Below are 18601 nucleotides of genomic sequence, written 5' to 3'. Positions count from 1 at the left end.
TTTACATTACATTTCTTTCGTTTTCTTCGTTTGCATCCTGAACTGGCTGTTTAATTTGTTTTACACCTGCATAATCTTCAATTAACCCTTTGAGGAGAGCATAGCACATAACTGTCATGACGATCGCGAATGGAAACGCTGCAGCGATTGATGCTGTCTGTAATGTTTGGAGACTTTCACTCAGTAATAAAACGATCGAAACGAGCGCCAGGATAACACCCCATGTAAGTTTAATCGCTTTTGATGGATTTAAATCTCCTTGGGAGCTAAAAATTCCTAATACGAAAGTGGCAGAATCTGCTGATGTAACAAAAAACGTAACGACTAAGATGACAGCCAGGATGCTTAACAAAGAACCTAATGGAAAATATTCAAAGAATGTGAATAAAGCAGTTGTTACATCCGATGTTGCTGCTTCAGCTAAAGCTGTATTTCCAAGATTGTGGATTAAGTGTAGGGCAGAGCCTCCAAAGGTAGAAAACCAGACAAATGTTCCAATCGTTGGAATAAACAACACGCCTAGAACAAATTCTTTAATTGTTCTTCCTTTAGATACCTTCGCAATAAAGCTGCCGACAAATGGTGCCCAAGCAATCCACCATGCCCAATAGAAAAGGGTCCAGCCAGCGATCCACGAATTATCACCAAAAGGTCGGATACGTAAACTCATATAAAGGATATTATCTAAATAGCTACCGACTGTACTCGTCAGTACTTTAAAAATCTCAGACGTTGGACCGATAACCATTAAGGCAAACATAATGGTAAAGGCGAGAATAATGTTGATATTCGAGAGGATTTTCATCCCTTTACTAATTCCAATCCATGCAGATCCAGCAAAGATTAACGTCACACAACCGATAATAATCATTTGTGTTGTTGTGTTATTTGGAACATCAAAAATGAAGTTTAATCCGCCGGCAATTTGCATTGTTCCAAGTCCTAATGATGTAGCAATCCCAAATACCGTTGCAAAGATCGCAAGAATATCAATAGTTTTTCCAATTGGTCCATGGATACGTTCCCCTAATAATGGATAGAAGACTGAGCTTATCAAACCAGGTAGTTTTCGTCGATACTGAAAGAACGCCAGACTTAACCCAATTACCGTATATACAGCCCATGGGTGTAGGCCCCAGTGAAAGTAAGTATAAGTCATTGCCGTGTTAGCGGCTTCTGCAGTATTACCTTCACCGTAAGGAGGCGTTGTATAGTGGAAGATCGGTTCTGCGACTCCCCAGAAGATGAGACCGACACCCATCCCGGCACTAAACAGCATCGCAATCCAAGACCATGTACTATATTCTGGACGATCTGTATCTTCCCCTAATCTAAGCTTCCCGAATCTTGAGAAAATTAACAGCGCTGCAAAGAATAGGAAGCCTAGTGTTGCCATTAAGTAGAACCAACCAAAGTAATCAATCGTTGTCGATAAAAAGCCGGACGTGATTTTTGCCAATGCCTCGTTAAAAAATACACCAAACACGATAAAGATACTAATAATCAGTAGGGACACAGCAAACACGATATTATTTTTTAAAGTAGTATACATTTTATATTCCTCCTCATTTATTTAATACGACCAACACCTCACTCAAATCGAATCGTGGAAGCGGTTGCAATTTTCTGTAATAAACAAGGTGAAATAATTATTCAAACTCGATTAACAAATCATTTGTTTCGATTGTATCACCTGCTTGAACAGTGATATCTTTAATCGTTGCATTTTCTGGGGCTTGAATGGTTGTTTCCATTTTCATTGCCTCAGTGACGAGCAAATGAGCACCTTTTGTTACTTTGTCGCCTGGCTTTACTAAAATGGCTAACACATTTCCTGGCATCGATGCCCCGATTTGTTTGGGATTACCGGCGCTTATTTTTTTTCGTTTTTGAACAGTAACTTGCGCGGCCTGATCTTGAACAACAATTTCTCGTGGCTGGCCATTCAGTTCAAAATAAATAATTCTCGTTCCGTCGGCATGGATGGGTCCAATTGATAACAATTTAACAGTTAACGTTTTCCCAGGCTCAATTTTTACCGGAATTTCTTCACCGATATTTAGTCCGTAGAAGAAGCTCGGTGTATCGAGAACGGAAACATTGCTGAATTCTTTTTGATGCTGTTCTTTCTCTAAGAAAACCTGCGGGTACATAATGTAAGAAAGAACATCTAGCATTGATACATTTCGACCAATTTTTCCTTGAAGCTCCTCTGTTATTTTCTCAAAATCAACTGGGGGGAGGAGTTCACCAGCACGACACGTAATTCTTTCTCGTCCTTTTAAAATAACCTCCTGTAATTCAGCAGGGAAGCCCTGGTAAGGCTGACCCAAATAGCCTTGGAAAAATTGAATAACAGAGTCAGGAAAATCTACTACTTTTCCTTTTTCATAAATATTCTCTTCATTAAGATTGTTTTGGACCATAAATAAGGCCATATCTCCGACAACTTTGGAGGAAGGAGTAACTTTTACGATATCTCCAAATAATTGATTGACCGCCGGGTACATTTCTTTCACTTCACCCCAACGTTCACCTAATCCCACAGCCCTAGCCTGTTGTTGAAGGTTGCTATATTGACCTCCTGGCATTTGATGCTTGTAAACCTCGATTGTACCTCCGTTAATTCCGTTCGAAAATCCTTGATAATAGTGGCGAATATCCTCCCAGTAGTCGCTTAGCTTTAAGAGATTTTCTTGCTCCAGCTGTGGCATTCTTTCATCATATTGAAGTGCAGCAACAAGGGCGTCTAAGCTTGGTTGAGAGGATTGACCTGACATCGAACCAAGAGCACCGTCAACGATATCGACGCCGGCTTCAGCCGCTTTTAATAAAACAGAACTACCACTGCCGCTCATATCATGGGTGTGTAAATGAATCGGAATGGAAATTTCTTGTTTTAACGCACTCACTAATTCATAGGCTGCTTGTGGAAGTAGAAGCCCTGCCATATCTTTAATGGCTAGAATATGAGCACCGGTCGCTTCCAGTTCTTTTGCAAGATTAACATAGTAGGAAAGATTATATTTTTTATTTGATGGATCTAGGATATTTCCTGTGTAGCACATCGTTGCTTCGGCAATTTTTCCGCTTTCCAAAACAGCATCAATCGCAACGCGCATTCCTTCAATCCAGTTTAAGCTATCAAAAACACGGAACACATCAATACCACGTTCAGCGGAGTGCTTTACAAATTCGCGGATCACATTATCCGGATAATTTGTATACCCAACTGCATTTGCGCCTCGTAATAGCATTTGGAACATTACATTTGGAATTCGCTCTCGTAATTTTTCAAGCCTTTCCCATGGACATTCCTTTAAGAAGCGCATGCTTGTATCAAATGTCGCGCCGCCCCACATTTCCAGTGAGAACAAACCACTTGCCATCTTACCAGTTGCTTCAGCAATCTGTGTTAAATCATGAGTTCGAACTCGGGTTGCAAATAAAGATTGGTGTGCATCCCGGAATGTCGTATCTGTGACGAGCAAGGAGTTTTGCCCTTTAATCCAATCAACAACACCGGCAGCTCCTTGTTGCTCAAGAATTTGCTTCGTTCCACTAGGATAAGACTGCTGATACGTTGTTTTGGGAATTCGCGGCTGAATGAATGCCGGTTTTTTTTCTGCTTTATTTAAGCCTGGGTGACCGTTAACAATCGTATTGCCTAAGTATTGCAGCAGCTTTGTTCCGCGGTCTAACGTTTTTGGAAATTCAAATAGTTCAGCTGTTTGGTCAATAAATGCGGTAGAGTATTGTCCATTTAAAAATTGCGGGTGTTGTACAACGTTAATGAGAAATGGAATGTTTGTCTTTACACCACGGATTCGAAATTCCTTTAAGGTACGCAGCATTTTTTTAGAGGCATGCTCAAACGAATTTCCCCATGCCGATACTTTTACAAGCATTGAGTCATAGTGGGGAGTAATTCGGGCACCAGTAAAGTCATTAGAGGCATCTAAGCGAATGCCAAAACCACCGCCAGAACGGTAAGCTAAAATACGGCCTGTATCAGGCATAAAGCCGTTTGCAGGGTCCTCCGTTGTGATACGGGATTGAATCGCAAAGCCATTCATTGTAATCTCTTCCTGCGGCGGAATCGAAATTTCCTCATCTGATAGAGCGTACCCTTCAGCAATTCTAATTTGTGATTGAACAATATCAATCCCAGTAATCATCTCGGTAATCGTATGCTCGACCTGAATTCGCGGATTGACTTCAATGAAGTAAAACTGCTTATCAGGAGTAAGTAAAAATTCAACTGTCCCCGCATTAATATAGTTAACATTGGAGACTAACGCTACAGCTGCCTCGCAGATTTGCTGGCGGAGGTCATCGTCTAAGGCAATACTAGGTGCCACTTCAACAACCTTTTGATAACGTCTTTGGATTGAACAATCTCTTTCAAATAAATGAATCGTATTTCCATATTGGTCGGCAACAATCTGCACTTCAATATGTTTAGGGTTTTCAATGTACTTTTCAACATAAACCTCTGCATTTCCAAATGAAGACAAAGCCTCAGACCGGGCACGATTAAATGATTCCTCAAGTTCGTTAGGCTCACGAACGATTCGCATTCCTATTCCGCCACCACCAGATGCCGACTTAATAATAATTGGATAGCCGTAGTCCTTTGCAAAAAGCATAGCATCTTGAAGCTTGTCGATTGGTTCAGTTGTTCCAGGAACGACTGGTACCCCAGCATCGATTGCAATTTGTCTGGCAGTAATCTTATCGCCAAACATATCAACTTGCTCCTGCTTTGGACCAATAAAAATAATTCCTTCCTCTTGACACCTTCTTACAAATTGGGCGTTTTCTGAGAGAAACCCATACCCAGGATGGATCGCATCAACATTGTTTCGCAATGCAATCTCAATAATTCCTTCAATATCAAGGTAAGCATCGATTGGTTTCTTTCCTTGGCCAACGAGGTAGCCTTCATCAGCCTTGTAACGATGGAGGGAGTTCATATCCTCTTCAGAATAAATCGCGACTGTACGAATATTTAATTCTGTACAAGCTCGAAAAATACGAATAGCAATCTCCCCACGGTTTGCAACGAGTAGCTTATTAATTTTTGTAATCTTTTTCATTATTACAACCCCTTTCTTTTCATTTTCGAATGATTTGTTGATAGGAAGTTACCAATCGTGGTTAAATTATAATCACGATTACAGTAAAATGTAAAGGGGAATGATTCAGATAATTTGAAAAATAAAATTAAATTAAAAAATTTCGAAAAAGGTATTTACAAACCCATTATAACACGGTTATAATCTAATCATGATTACGAAATTGCGAAAACGAAAAAAATTTACCACTTTTAGTAATCGTGATTATTATGTAGTCAAGATTAATACTTTTAATAAAGGGAGGGACATACGTGAAATTAGAGGTAGGAAATTTTAATGTAAGAGACGTTGTTTTTGGAGAAAAAACATTCTATGAAAACGGACGATTAACGATTAATAAGGAGGAAGCATTGCAGGTTGTCTATGAAGACGATAGCATTACTGATGCTGATCTTGTCCTAGCAAAGCCTGGAGATGCGATTCGAATTAATCCAGTCAAGGAGGCTATTGAACCACGTTGTAAAGTATCTGGTGGTGTGATGTTTCCTGGTGTAACAAACAAACTTGTCCCTGCTGGAAACGGCCGTACACACGTATTAAAAGGAACTTGTGTATTAGCCGTAGGAAAACATTGGGGAGGTTTCCAAGATGGCTTGATTGACATGAGCGGACCTGGGGCACAGCAAACGATTTTTTCAGAAACATTAAACATATGCCTTGTTGCTGATACGAATGAAGAATTCGAAAAGCAAGAACAACAAAAGAAAAATAAGGCAATTCGCTGGGCAGCAATGCGATTAGCTGAATACTTAGGAAATTGCGTAAAAGAAAGTTTACCAGAGGATTTAGAAGTGTATGACCTGCCACCAGTTGATCAGCGAAGTGATGAAACAAACCAGCTACCACGTGTTGTCTATGTGATGCAGCTTCAATCACAAATGCTTGAAAACGGTTACAATGCCCTTGTCTACGGCTGGGATTCGAATCGGATGGTTCCGACGTTGATGCATCCAAATGAACTGTTGGATGGAGCACTGATTTCAGGAAGCTTCATGCCATCGTCATCAAAAATCTCGACGTATCAACATGTAAATAATGCAACAATCAAACGCTTAATGAGTGAACATGGGAAAACGATTAATTTGCTGGGAGTCATCGTTTCCAACTTAAATGTTCAATTAGAAGAAAAACAACGATCAGCAATGTTCGTTCGAAACATTGCGACAACCTTAGGAGCCGATGGGGCAATCGTTTGTGAGGAAGGCTATGGAAATCCTGATGCGGACTTCATTCTTGTAATTAACGAATTAGAGGACGCAGGTATCAAAACAGTTGGAATTACAAATGAATGTACTGGCCGCGATGGAAGATCGCAATCGCTAGTTGATTTATCAGAAAAAGCAAATGCGATTGTTTCTACAGGGAATGTGTCGCAATTTATCACACTGCCGCCAATGGAAACTGTGATTGGAGAACTTGAAGCATTAGCAAGAGACGGTAATTCAGGCGGCTGGGAAGGTTGTGTGAAAGACGACGGCTCGATTGAAATGGAGAACAACGGAATGTTCTGTTCCGATTCGAATACAGGCAATCACTATAAAACAGTGGTTGAATATTAAAAAGGGGGGGAAATCGTGAAAAAAGTTATCCATTATATTAACCAATTTTTTGGGCAAATCGGCGGTGAAGACAAGGCAGATTTTGCTCCAATCATCCAAGAGGGCGTTGTTGGACCAGGAATGTTATTAAATAACGTACTCGGTTCAGAGATGGAAGTGACACATACAATCATTTGCGGTGACAACTTCTTTGGCTCAAATACAGAAGAAGCGATTGAAACGATTTTAGGCTTTTTAGCTGACAAAGACTTTGATTATTTTGTGGCTGGTCCAGCGTTCATGGCAGGCCGTTACGGTTTTGCTTGCGGGCAAATTTGTAAGGCTGTAAAAGAAAAATATAACGTACCTGTGGCAACAAGTATGTATGTTGAAAATCCAGCGGTTGAAATGTTCCATAAGGATATTTACATTTTTCCAGGCGGAAACAGTGCTGCAGCTATGAGACAGGATGTTCCAAAAATGGCGGCATTCATTAAAAAGCTTGCTCAAGGTGAAAACATCCTTTCTGCAAAGGAGGAAGGCTATTTTGCCCGCGGTGTTCGCTTAGAAACGTTTCGTGAGGACAAAGTGCCAGGGGCAGATCGTGTTGTCGATATGCTTTTGAAAAAGCTAGCCGGTACTGAGTATGATACAGAAATGCCAATGCCGATTGTCGATCGTGTTCCGATTGCTAATGCCGTTCCAAATTTAGCGGATGCGACTGTGGCAGTTGTAACATCAGGGGGAATTGTTCCTATTGGAAATCCTGATCGAATTCAATCAGCTTCAGCAACAAAATGGGGCAAATATAACATTTCTGGACTTGATACATTAAAAGCAGGAGAATGGCAAACTATCCATGCCGGGTTTGATCCATCAGCTGCGAACGCCAATCCAAATGTTATTGTTCCGCTTGATGTTCTGCGTGAATTTGAACAAGATGGAGCCATCGGGAAAGTCCATGATTTCATTTACAGTACTGTAGGAACAGGGACGACCCAAGCAGATGCGAGCAGAATGGGTGCTGAGATTGCCCAGGAATTAAGGGATGCCAATGTGTCAGCGGTTATTCTTACCTCGACCTGAGGGACGTGTACTCGTTGCGGTGCAACGATCACACGTGAAATTGAAAAAGCAGGAATTACAATTGTTCAAATGGCGAATCTCGTATCCATTGCCAAAACAGTAGGGGCAAACCGTATTGTTCCAACGGTTTCGATTCCAAATCCGCTTGGAAACCCAAGTTTACCAGAAGAGCAACAGCTGAAGCTGCGCCGTCATCGCGTAGGTGTCGCACTTGAAAGTCTCTCAACTCCACTTGAAGAAGTTACGATTTGTGAAGTGAAAATTTAATGATATAAGAGATTGATAAGGGGTCGTTTTCTATAAAAAGTTTAAAAAAGAGGGGGAGCTACGAGTGAGTGAAAAAAAATTATATGATGTGATCATTATTGGTGCAGGACCTGCCGGGATGACCGCAGCTGTTTATACATCCCGTGCAAAAATGGAAACGTTGATGATTGAAAAAGCACTTCCAGGCGGACAAATGACAAAAACAGAGGATATTGAAAACTATCCTGGCTACGAATCCATTCTGGGTCCGGATCTATCAAATAAAATGTTCGAACATTCAAAAAAGTTCGGTGCTGAGTTTGTTCGAGCAGAAGTGAAGGAAATAAAAGATACATTTCCATATAAAACAATCGTCCTTAGTGATGGGGCAGAGATTCAGGCGAAGTCAATTATTTTAGCGACTGGTGCTAAGCATCGCAACATAGGTGTTCCAGGTGAATTAGAGCTATCAGGTTTTGGTGTCTCATATTGTGCAGTGTGTGATGGTGCATTCTTTGCTGATCAGGAATTAGTTGTTGTCGGTGGGGGGGATTCAGCTGTTGAAGAAGCACTCTTCTTAACTCGCTTCGCTTCAAAAGTAACCATTATTCATCGTCGTGATGAATTACGTGCGCAAAAGATAATACAAAAACGTGCGTTTGACAACGAAAAAATAGAATTTATATGGAACCATGTGGTGGAGGAAATTAAGGGAGACGGAATGGTATCAGGTGTTGTCATAAAGAATACACAAACGGGTGAAGTATCGGAATTTCCATGCAACGGAATTTTTATCTATATTGGTATGGATCCGATCACAAACTATGTAGAGAACTTAGGGATTACAAATCAAGAAGGATACGTTGTTGCTGATGAAGAGATGAGAACAAGTGTAAAAGGAATCTTCTCAGCGGGTGACTTAAACGAAAAGAAGCTGCGCCAAGTCATTACCGCGACTGGTGATGGAAGTATTGCCGCATTTTCGGCTCAGACATATGTCGAGGAATTAGAGGAACAAGTAAAAGAAATGAATTTGGAGGTATAAGATGACAACGCAACCAGTAATCAAAGGAGCATCATTTGTAATTACACATACACCAAGTTTAGTTCGTCACGGTTCAAAGCCGATTCGTGAAATTGAGAAGGATCCAAAAGTGTTAGACACGATTCACTCACACTTACGATCCTATGAGGATGCAGTAGCCTACCCTCCTAACCAGGTTTTTATTGGGAATATGAGACCTGAGCTTCTCAAAGACTATGAGCGGCCATGGACGAATGTGAAATTACAAGGAGCGGATCGTTTTAGTCAATGGGGAGAGATTCTTCCAGAAGATGAGTTTTATGGATGGTTAAAAATTGCTGACCGCTACAAGCTTGTTTCTCTTGAGGAACAGTTTTTAGCAACAGAGGTTAAGCCAAAACTGCAAAATCATCCGCTTATTAATGAAGAAGATCTCACACTTCTTGGGGAAGGTGTGAAGCTGCCTGACATTCAGGAAAAAATTGAACAAGGTATCGCACTTCCTCTTCATATTAATAAAGATCAACTGATTGGCTGCATTGAAACGGGCCATGAAGAAGATAAGTTTCTATCTGCTCACATTTTACTAGAAAACTTATGTAATAAAGCATCTGGGATTGTAGCGATGCGTCATGCATTAAAGAATTTTGATGTACGACCTGAACAAATCGGTTATGTTCTCGGATGTGACGAGGAAGCAGTTGGTGACCGCTACCAGCGCGGCGGCGGAAATATGGCAAAGTCGATTGCTGAGCATGCTGGATGTGTGAATGCGACAGGATCTGATGTTAAATCATTTTGTTGTGCCCCAGCTCACGCTGTAAGTATTGCCGCGAGCTTGGTGCAAGCAGGCGTACATGATGAGGTACTGATTATCGGTGGCGGGTGCTTAGCGAAGCTTGGCATGAAATATGCCGGTAACGTCTCAAAAGAAATGCCGATCACAGAGGATCAAATGGGAGCGATCGCTATCCTTATCGGGAAAGATGATGGTAAAAGTCCGAAGATCCGAACAGATGCATTCGGAAAGCATGAAATTTCTGCTGGATCGTCAGCCCAAGCAATCTATCAATCTCTTGTCGTTAAGCCATTAGAGAAAATCGGTAAAAAGATTACTGAGATTGATAAATTTGCAGTTGAATTACACAATCCGGATGTAACAGAACCAAATGGGAACGGGAATGTCCCGCGTGGAAACTACAGAACTCTTGCGGGTATGGCGGTATTACGCAAGGAAATGGAACGTTCTGGAATGGAAACATTTGAAGATAAACACGGGATGCTTGGTTTTTCGCCAACTCAAGGCCATATCGCCTCAGCGATTCCATTCTTAGGTCATTCTAGAGAAATGATTATGAATGGAGAAATCGAAACTGCAATGTTTGTAGGAAAAGGAAGTCTCTTTTTAGGAAAAATGACAACTTTATCAGATGGAATGTCATTCATTATCGAAAAAAACGAAGGAGTGAAGTAAGATGATCGAAGTAAACAAGGATACATTTCAAAATGAGGTAATTGAATCAGAAAAGCCAGTTATTGTTGATTTTTGGGGCCCAAGTTGTGTGCCGTGCCTGAATTTAATGCCAGATATCGAATCATTGTCAGCGGCTTATGAAGAAAAAGTCAAGATCGTTAAAATTAACTCTTCGCAAAACCGCAGACTGTGTATTGATCTTCGTGTTATGGGCTTACCAGCTTTCTTAGTCTATAAAAACGGGGAAGAGGTAAAGCGCGTATCCGGCGGCGATTTAACGAAACAGGATATCGAGAATATCATTTTAGAAATTGCTTAACAGTTTCCTATATTCATAGGAGTTAATATACTTAATTTAATTTGGAGAGGATGAGATTAATGTTAAAAGGGAAAAAGGTATTTGTATTAGGTGAACGTGATGGTGTTCCAGCGCCATCGATTGCAGAATGTATGAAGGCGATTGATGTAGAAATTGCCTATATGGATACACAATGCTTCGTTTGAACGGCTGCAGGTGCAGTGGACCAGGTGGTCCAATCAGAATTAATTAAAGCAGCTGAAAAGTTTGGCAAAGAAAACGTAATTGTTATTTTAGGTTCTCCTGATGCTGATAGTGCAGATATTTATGCCGAAACGGTTACTGTTGGTGATCCAACGTATGCTGGACCACTAGCTGGTGTAGGACTTGGACTTTCTGTTTATCACATTTTAGAGGATGAGATTAAAGCGGCAATCCCAGAAGATGTGTACCAAGAGCACATTGGATTAATGGAATTATCACTTGATAAAGATACGATTGTCGCAGCAATGAACGATGCAAGAGCAAAGTTTGTTGTCTAAGTAATCGTCAACTACAGTCCTTATTGAATGCCATTGCTGATTCAGTCACAGACGAAAAATCAGCAATGGCATTTTAAAAAAATAAAAAGGAATAGAGAATGACAATGACGAATATATCTCATTGTTGGAAAGTATCTAGTTACTTTTAACACGAATGTTGATTCGATACATTCTCCTTTTTAGTTCGGTTGTTAGGGAAACTTCTTAATTGCGTTAAGAAGTTTGTTTTTTGAGTTTTTGATTCTGAATATTCAGAATAGGTAAAAATCCACAAAAGTGTATCAAAAAAGGAGAGTGTAAACATTGACAGATTCACGGGAAAGAGCTTTACAGATGCATCGTGATAATCAAGGGAAACTCGAATCAGCATCAAAAGTTTCGATTCGAAATGCGGAAGATTTAAGTCTAGCATATTCACCAGGCGTAGCAGAACCTTGTAAAGAAATTCATCAAGATGAAAGTAAAGTATATGAGTATACGATGAAAGGTAATATGGTGGCTGTTGTTTCCGATGGATCAGCTGTATTAGGTCTTGGAAATATTGGAGCTTCAGCCTCTTTGCCTGTTATGGAAGGAAAAGCGATTCTTTTCAAAAGCTTCGCTGGTGTTGATGCCTTTCCAATTTGTTTAAATACTTCAGACGTTGATAAAATTGTTGAAACCGTAAAGTTAATGGAGCCAACCTTTGGCGGTGTTAACTTGGAGGATATTGCCGCACCAAATTGCTTTATTATTGAGGAAAGATTAAAGCAAGAGACGAATATTCCAATTTTCCATGATGATCAGCACGGTACAGCGATTGTAACGGTCGCTGGGTTAGTTAATGCACTCAAAATCGTTCAAAAAGAGATGGAAGATATTAAAGTTGTTGTAAATGGAGCAGGTGCAGCTGGAATTGCCGTCATCAAGTTGTTACGTTCATTTGGTGTGAGTGACATTATCATGTGTGATTCTAAAGGAATTATATATGAAGGACGTCCATATGGAATGAACAACATAAAAGAAGAAGTGGCGACATATACAAACCGTCAAAAGCAAGAGGGTACGTTAATTGATGCGTTAGACAATGCTGATGTCTTTATCGGTGTCTCAGCTGCAGGAGCATTGACAAAAGAAATGATCGAGATGATGCATGTTGACCCAATTATCTTTGCGATGGCCAATCCAACTCCGGAAATTATGCCTGAAGAGGCGAAAGATGCTGGAGTAAGAGTGATTGGAACGGGGAGATCTGATTTCCCAAATCAAGTAAATAATGTATTAGCATTTCCAGGTATTTTCCGAGGAGCATTGGATGTTCACGCGACCGAAATTAACGAAGAAATGAAAAAGGCTGCTGTCTATGCGATCGCTTCCCTTGTTTCTGATTATGAGCTTTCTGAAAGCTATGTCATACCAGGACCGTTTGACTACCGTGTTGCACCTGAAGTTGCTGCAGCCACAGCAAAAGCGGCGATAGAGACTGGTGTTGCAAGAAAAATAATGGATCCTGAAGAAGTAAAGAGTAGAACATATCTCTTAACATCGATGAATATCAAGAATGAAACATTATCCGTTGTTGCCGATAGCTGATCTATAATTCTTTTTACGTTTTCTGAGATTTTTTTGCATAAGAAAGAGGGTTGTTCCAAATATGGAGCAACCTCTTTTTAGTGTAATGTCAAGTGTGAGAATATAGCAAGAAGTTAGCTTTTTTATAAAAATTATAAAGTAATCAAGATTATATTGTAAAATTTATAAGTAAATGTTATCATTATCATAAGAAAAAATAATTTACTGAATATTCCTTATATATACAAAGGTGGTGTCAACTTGAATGAACTAGAAAAGCAGTACGAAGTGGTTGGAATTACGCCGAATGAGCAACTGGATTTAGGTGATATGCCATTTGGTTCAAATTTTTTTCTACTATTAAAAAACGCGTTAGAACGGCTGCAGGCAAATAAGATATTAGAGGTTATCTCATATTTGCCAAATGTTAAAGATGATTTACAAAGCTGGTGTCGCCTGCACAAATATGAGTATGTAATGGCATTAGATGCCGGTAATCATTATCGCCATTTAATTCGAAAAAAACATACATCGATGACTGAAGCTCCTGATTGGGGGATTCGACTACCACTCAGAAAAGGGGACAAGATTGATATTCGTGATTGGTTCGAAGGTCGCCTTGGCAATATTCTTGACCATGCACCATCTTATATCGGATTTGTTCCTAGGGGGGCCGTGGCAGAGCCAGGTATACCTGACTTTAATTTCAAATTGAATGCAAAAGATGAAGTTTGGGCAGAGAATGTCACTGACCTCTATGAACAAGCAAAAGAAAACCAATGGAATGCGACAACAGATATCCCATGGAATGAGTTGCCGGAAATATCCGAAGATTTGGAGTGGGCTGTATGTCAAATTATGACCTTTTTAGCTGAGAATGAATATTCTGCTTTGTATATTCCAGCCAAATTTATGGCACAAATTAATCCGCATTATATCGAAGTCATGATGTATTTATCGACATTGGTTCAAGACGAATCAAGACATATCGAAGCGTTCATTAAACGGGCCGTAGCAAATGGGGGAGGACTTCAATACTCTTCTTCATTAACAGAAAGATCGTTACATAGTTTGTTCATTCAAGATAATTATTTCCAATCATCTTTTCTGCTCCATGTATTAGGCGAAGGGACATTCCTCGATCTGCTGACGTATATTGAAGAACATGCTCCAGACCCAGTTACCCGTAAAATTGTTCATTTAGCAAAAATCGATGAAGGCCGTCATGTATCCTATGGAATCGGACATGTCCGTCATATTTTAGAAAAAAATCCAAAAATGGTGCAATCACTCATTGATGCTGCAGAAGAAAGAAATAAGTATTTAAGTGGCTCTGGTACAAATGAAAATTCATTTTTGATGGAGGCTCTAGCCATTCTTGCTGGCGGTGGCCGTTCTCCTGAACAATTAAAAATTGGCTTTAAGAAGGTGGAGCGTTTACAGGAGATTATGTATGAACACCGTGTGCAACGGATGCTGCAAATCGGGTTAGACCGTGTGACTGCTGAGAAAATATCGAGCAGTCATACTGAAAACTTTATGTAAACTTTGAAAATATGAATCTACATGTAGGGGGAATAGTATATGGCGGTAACTTCTCGAGATAACGTCATTGAAGTGACAAAACAAGTGATAAATGAGGTAGTCGCTCCATTAGCGAAAGAAATTGATCAAAAGAGACGATTCCCGAAAGAAGCATTTGAAACATTTGCGAGCAATGGTCTTCTAGGATTATTAGTGCCAGAGGAATTCGGGGGATTAGGGGGAACACTTCAAGACCTGGCGGAAGTGACAGAACTACTTGCAACTAGTTGCGGTTCGACAGCGATGTGCTTTCAAATGCATTCAGTTGGGACAGCAGTGATTGCCTCAAGAGCAAATGATGTTCATAAGGAAAATTACTTAAAACAAATCGCCCAAGGTAAAAAAATTGGTACGTTAGCATTTAGTGAAAGCGGAACTGGCTCACACTTTTATATTCCAGAAATAAAAGCTAATTTAAAAGATGATTGCTATGTTTTAAATGGAAAAAAGAGTTTTGTTACAAATGGTGAACACGCAGATTTTCTCATCGTCTTAACCAATTCTGTACTTGAAAAGAAGTTAGATATGATTATTGTTGATACAAATCTTCCTGGGGTTGACTTTAAAGGAACTTGGGAGGGGATCGGTTTTAGCGGGAATAACAGTATCGCTTTAGAGATGAATGATGTAATGGTACCTGAAACAAATGTAATTGGTTCTGGTGGAGAGGGAATGGATTTAATATTCGAAGTGATCGCTCCAACTTTTATTATTGGTGTTGCTGGTGCGAATGTCGGCTTAGCTAGAGGGGCATACAATGCTGCACTTGAACATGCCAAAAATAGAAGATATACAGATGGACGTTCGTTAGCCGAGATCCAAGCAATCCAATTTTATTTGTCTGACATGTATGGTGCGGTTGAATCCGCTTCATTATTTAATAAAAGCGCAGCTCAGGCGGCAGTTGAAGGAAAAGAGGGTGCAGTCCTCAATGTAATGCAATCAAAAATCGTCGCATGTGACACTGCTCAAAAAGTAACCAATATTGCGATGCAAGTTTGCGGCGGCTATGGCTACACAAAAAATCTATCAGTTGAACGTTTTTTACGAGATGCAAGAGCAGGATCGGTAATGGGACCAACTACAGAAGTGTTAAAAGAATGGGTTGGAAAATCGGTAGCTGGCATTCCTTTATTTTAAAAAATAAAAAGGTGGCGGATGAAATGAGTACAAATCAAAAAACGTTAATGTTAGGTGCAGTTGCATACGATCCAAAAGTAGTGACAATCTGGGAAATGATTCGTGATTATTTTCAAGAAAATAACTTTCCAATTGATTTTGTTTTGTTTTCAAATTATGAAGCTCAGGTTGATTCGTTATTAAATGGTTTTGTTGATATCGCTTGGAATACGAACGTCGCTTACGTAAGGATTCAACATGCACTGGAAGGAAAGGCGAAAGTTTTAGGAATGAGAGACACGGACATTAACTTTACAACGAAGTTTATTGCAAGAACAGATCGGGGAATTGATACATTAAAAGATCTTAAAGGTAAAAAAGTAACACTAGGGAGTGCAGATTCAGGACAGGCAGCCATTCTTCCATATCATTTTCTTAAACAAAATGGATTAAATCCGGAACAAGATATTGAGCTTACTAGATTTAATTTAGATGTTGGTAAACATGGGGATACAGGTACAAGTGAGTATGAGGTACTGCGTGCATTAAAAGATGGTGAAGCAGATGCAGGTGCCATTGGTGAATCAACTTGGATTCGAATGTTAGAACAAGGTCTAGTCAATAGTAATGAAATAAAAGGAATTTGGACGTCATCAGGGTATTCTCACTGTAATTTCACCGTATTACCTGATTTTGATGATGAGTTAGCTAATCGATTCACGAATCTATTATTAGCAATGGATCCGACTAAGCCAGAGATTCGAAAAATGATGGAGTTGGAAGGGTTAAATGAATGGGTTATTGCCGAAGGAGCTGGAATTGATGGTTATCAAGTTCTTTTTGAAGCGATGGAAGATCAATCATTATTAGATATTCAAAAACTAACTTCTAAATTGTAATAAAATTAGATAAGTGAAGAGGGTTTAGCGAAATACGTAAGAGCCCAGTGCGAATAAACGCAGCCGGGCTCTTACTAAATCGAGGTATTATTGATTTTCAAGTTTGTTTAATACGTCGAAGATTTCAGCGTTATCTGGTTGCTCTCCAATTGGATGAACATCGATAAATTGGATTACACCATTTTTATCAATAACAAATAATGCACGCTCAGATGCACCAAATGCTGGTTCTCCTTCAACTGTACGAAGAACACCGTACTGTTCAGACACTGCACCGTGTGGGTAGAAGTCTGAAAGAAGTGGATAGCTGATTCCACCGATTGATTTTTGCCATGCTTCATGAGACGGAATGCTGTCAACGCTAATACCCAAAACTTGGGTATTTAAGCCTTCAAATTCTTCGAGGTCATCCTCGTATGAAGGCATTTGCGCGCCTCAGACAGGTGTCCAATCTAGTGGGTAAAATACTAAAAATACATTCTTCCCGCGATAGTCAGAAAGTTTAACTTCACGGTTGCCATGAGCTTTTAATGTAAAGTCAGGTGCTTGATCACCAACTTTAAGCGTTTTTGTTTCAGTTGCTCCGCTTGGCATGATTATCCCTCCTATGTAAAATTAATTTTTATTAATTATCCGGGAGAGAGATTCTCACCCTCTCCCAGGCAATTAGCTGTATTGAGGTCTTAACTTTTTACGTTTGTTGACATGTTGATCGGCACCCATTGCAGCGATACAACCATCAGCAGCTGAGATAACAGCTTGCTTAATTGGTGTTTTGCGAGCATCTCCACCTGCAAATACACCATCGACACTCGTACGTAGTTCACTATCAACGTCTACATAGCCCTCTGCGTCAAGTTCAACTTGTCCTCTTAAGAAATCAGTACCTGGTTTCATTCCGGCTAAGTATAAGAAAATGCCATCGACATCCCAAGTAACTTCATTTTTATCTGCATCGCGCACGACAATCTTGTCTACTTTTTTGTCACCAATAATTTCCTTGACACGATGATTCCAGTGTATCACGACATTATCTAACTTTTCAATTTCGGAGACATCTGCATCGCCTTTTAATTTATTTGTTGGTACAAGGAACTTAACTTCACTAGCAAATTTGGCAAGTGCTTGAGCTTCATGTACGGCTTCTTCCGTATCACCACTTACTGCTACAACACGATTGTTGAAGAATGCCGCATCACAAGTTGAGCAATAACTTACACCACGTCCAGTAAATTCTTCCTCACCTTTAATTTTGCTGCCTGGTGCTTTTGCTCCAACAGCGATAAATACACTTTTCGCTTTGATTTTTCCTTCTGGAAGTTCAAGTTCTTTAATTTCCCCAGAGAAGTCAGCACTTAACACATTTGAACGAACAAATGTTGTGCCAAAGTCTTTTGCTTGTAATTGCATTTGTGATAGTAGTTCTTGACCTGTTAACTCACCGCGAACGCCAGGATAGTTTGCAATTTTATGTGTAATTGCTAGTGTTCCCGCTGCAGGAGCTTTGTCAATAATCAATGTTTTTAATTGACCGCGGGAAGCATAAACAGCTGCTGCGGCACCAGCAGGTCCACCACCAATAGTAACAAAATCCCAAACTTCGTCAAGTATTTTGCCTTCAACAGGTTGGAATAGTTCTTCCGCGTTTTCAGATTCAGCCTCTGGTTTCGCCTGAGCCTTGTCTCCAGTCACCCCTAATGCTTTTGCCATTTTCTTTGGACGGTATCCTATAAATGGCTCATCCCCAACAAATGTAACAGGTACAGAAAATATACCATGTTTGTGTAAATCTTCAAAGTAATCCGGATTCTCAGTTACGTTTTTTTCCTCATAGTCATAACCCCATGCTTTAAGGTCATTTTTAATTTTGACACAATAAGGACAACCAGTGCTGCTGTACAAAGTAATTTTTTCCATACGATTAAATCCCCCATTCATTTAATACTTAATCTTACTTTATAATAATTATAATGTAAGGTCAAGAATTTTGTTTGAAAAAACTATATCATGAATATTTTACCTTAAATGAAAGTAAATAGTCCTTAAATTTCTATGAACGATTATATACGGTTAATCGCAGTGGAAGCAAATAATCTGAATCG

General features: G+C 39.8%; 14 protein-coding genes. 10 read left to right on the top strand and 4 right to left on the bottom strand.

Going from position 1 to position 18601, the window contains the following annotated elements; translation table 11 throughout:
* Window position 1 precedes the first annotated feature (1 nt).
* Window positions 2-1552: a glycine betaine uptake BCCT transporter gene (locus ACJ2A9_RS02385; RefSeq protein ID WP_441419997.1), complete on the bottom strand. Its 1551-nt coding sequence runs from the start codon at window positions 1550-1552 to the stop codon at window positions 2-4.
* Between the two features lie 97 nt (window positions 1553-1649).
* Entirely contained in the window at window positions 1650-5099 is a 3450-nt protein-coding gene (locus ACJ2A9_RS02380; RefSeq protein WP_441419996.1) for a pyruvate carboxylase, read from the bottom strand.
* 290 nt (window positions 5100-5389) lie between these two features.
* On the opposite strand from ACJ2A9_RS02380, the gene ACJ2A9_RS02375 reads away from it, so the two are divergent.
* The 10 genes from ACJ2A9_RS02375 (at window position 5390) to ACJ2A9_RS02330 (ending at window position 16499) form a co-directional block, all read left to right on the top strand.
* A complete protein-coding gene (locus ACJ2A9_RS02375) occupies window positions 5390-6697 on the top strand; it encodes a glycine/sarcosine/betaine reductase component B subunit (protein ID WP_441419995.1) in 1308 nt (435 codons plus the stop codon).
* Window positions 6698-6712: 15 nt separating this feature from the next.
* The gene (locus ACJ2A9_RS02370; protein WP_441419994.1) at window positions 6713-8029 is read left to right on the top strand and encodes a glycine/betaine/sarcosine/D-proline family reductase selenoprotein B; all 1317 of its coding nucleotides are present in this window, start codon (window positions 6713-6715) and stop codon (window positions 8027-8029) included.
* 64 nt (window positions 8030-8093) lie between these two features.
* Entirely contained in the window at window positions 8094-9053 is a 960-nt protein-coding gene (gene trxB / locus ACJ2A9_RS02365; RefSeq protein WP_441419993.1) for a thioredoxin-disulfide reductase, read from the top strand.
* 1 nt (window position 9054) lies between these two features.
* Window positions 9055-10506 (top strand): glycine/sarcosine/betaine reductase complex component C subunit beta, encoded by a 1452-nt coding sequence (grdC, locus tag ACJ2A9_RS02360; RefSeq protein ID WP_441419992.1) that lies wholly within the window; start codon window positions 9055-9057, stop codon window positions 10504-10506.
* Window position 10507: 1 nt separating this feature from the next.
* A complete protein-coding gene (locus tag ACJ2A9_RS02355) occupies window positions 10508-10825 on the top strand; it encodes a thioredoxin family protein (RefSeq protein WP_441419991.1) in 318 nt (105 codons plus the stop codon).
* A 59-nt stretch (window positions 10826-10884) separates the two neighbouring features.
* Window positions 10885-11346, top strand: coding sequence for a glycine/sarcosine/betaine reductase complex selenoprotein A (grdA, locus tag ACJ2A9_RS02350; protein ID WP_441419990.1), 462 nt, complete (start codon window positions 10885-10887; stop codon window positions 11344-11346).
* Between the two features lie 333 nt (window positions 11347-11679).
* The gene (locus ACJ2A9_RS02345) at window positions 11680-12918 is read left to right on the top strand and encodes an NAD(P)-dependent malic enzyme (protein WP_441420387.1); all 1239 of its coding nucleotides are present in this window, start codon (window positions 11680-11682) and stop codon (window positions 12916-12918) included.
* Between the two features lie 240 nt (window positions 12919-13158).
* The gene (locus ACJ2A9_RS02340) at window positions 13159-14442 is read left to right on the top strand and encodes a sulfurtransferase TusA family protein (RefSeq protein WP_441419989.1); all 1284 of its coding nucleotides are present in this window, start codon (window positions 13159-13161) and stop codon (window positions 14440-14442) included.
* Window positions 14443-14481: 39 nt separating this feature from the next.
* Complete coding sequence (locus ACJ2A9_RS02335; protein WP_441419988.1) at window positions 14482-15621, top strand: acyl-CoA dehydrogenase family protein; 1140 nt, start codon at window positions 14482-14484, stop codon at window positions 15619-15621.
* Window positions 15622-15644: 23 nt separating this feature from the next.
* On the top strand, window positions 15645-16499 hold the full coding sequence (locus ACJ2A9_RS02330; protein WP_441419987.1) for a phosphate/phosphite/phosphonate ABC transporter substrate-binding protein: 855 nt from the start codon (window positions 15645-15647) through the stop codon (window positions 16497-16499).
* Between the two features lie 87 nt (window positions 16500-16586).
* Here ACJ2A9_RS02330 and ACJ2A9_RS02325 read toward each other — a convergent pair whose 3' ends face one another.
* Both ACJ2A9_RS02325 and ACJ2A9_RS02320 read right to left on the bottom strand, forming a co-directional pair.
* On the bottom strand, window positions 16587-17093 hold the full coding sequence (locus ACJ2A9_RS02325) for a peroxiredoxin (RefSeq protein WP_441419986.1): 507 nt from the start codon (window positions 17091-17093) through the stop codon (window positions 16587-16589).
* A gap of 72 nt (window positions 17094-17165) precedes the next feature.
* A complete protein-coding gene (locus ACJ2A9_RS02320; RefSeq protein ID WP_441419985.1) occupies window positions 17166-18416 on the bottom strand; it encodes an FAD-dependent oxidoreductase in 1251 nt (416 codons plus the stop codon).
* Between the last annotated feature and the right edge of the window lie 185 nt (window positions 18417-18601).

The organism is Anaerobacillus sp. MEB173 (assembly GCF_052119505.1).
Taxonomy (GTDB): domain Bacteria; phylum Bacillota; class Bacilli; order Bacillales; family JBJMAU01; genus JBJMAU01.
This window is presented reverse-complemented; position numbering and strand designations above follow the sequence as displayed.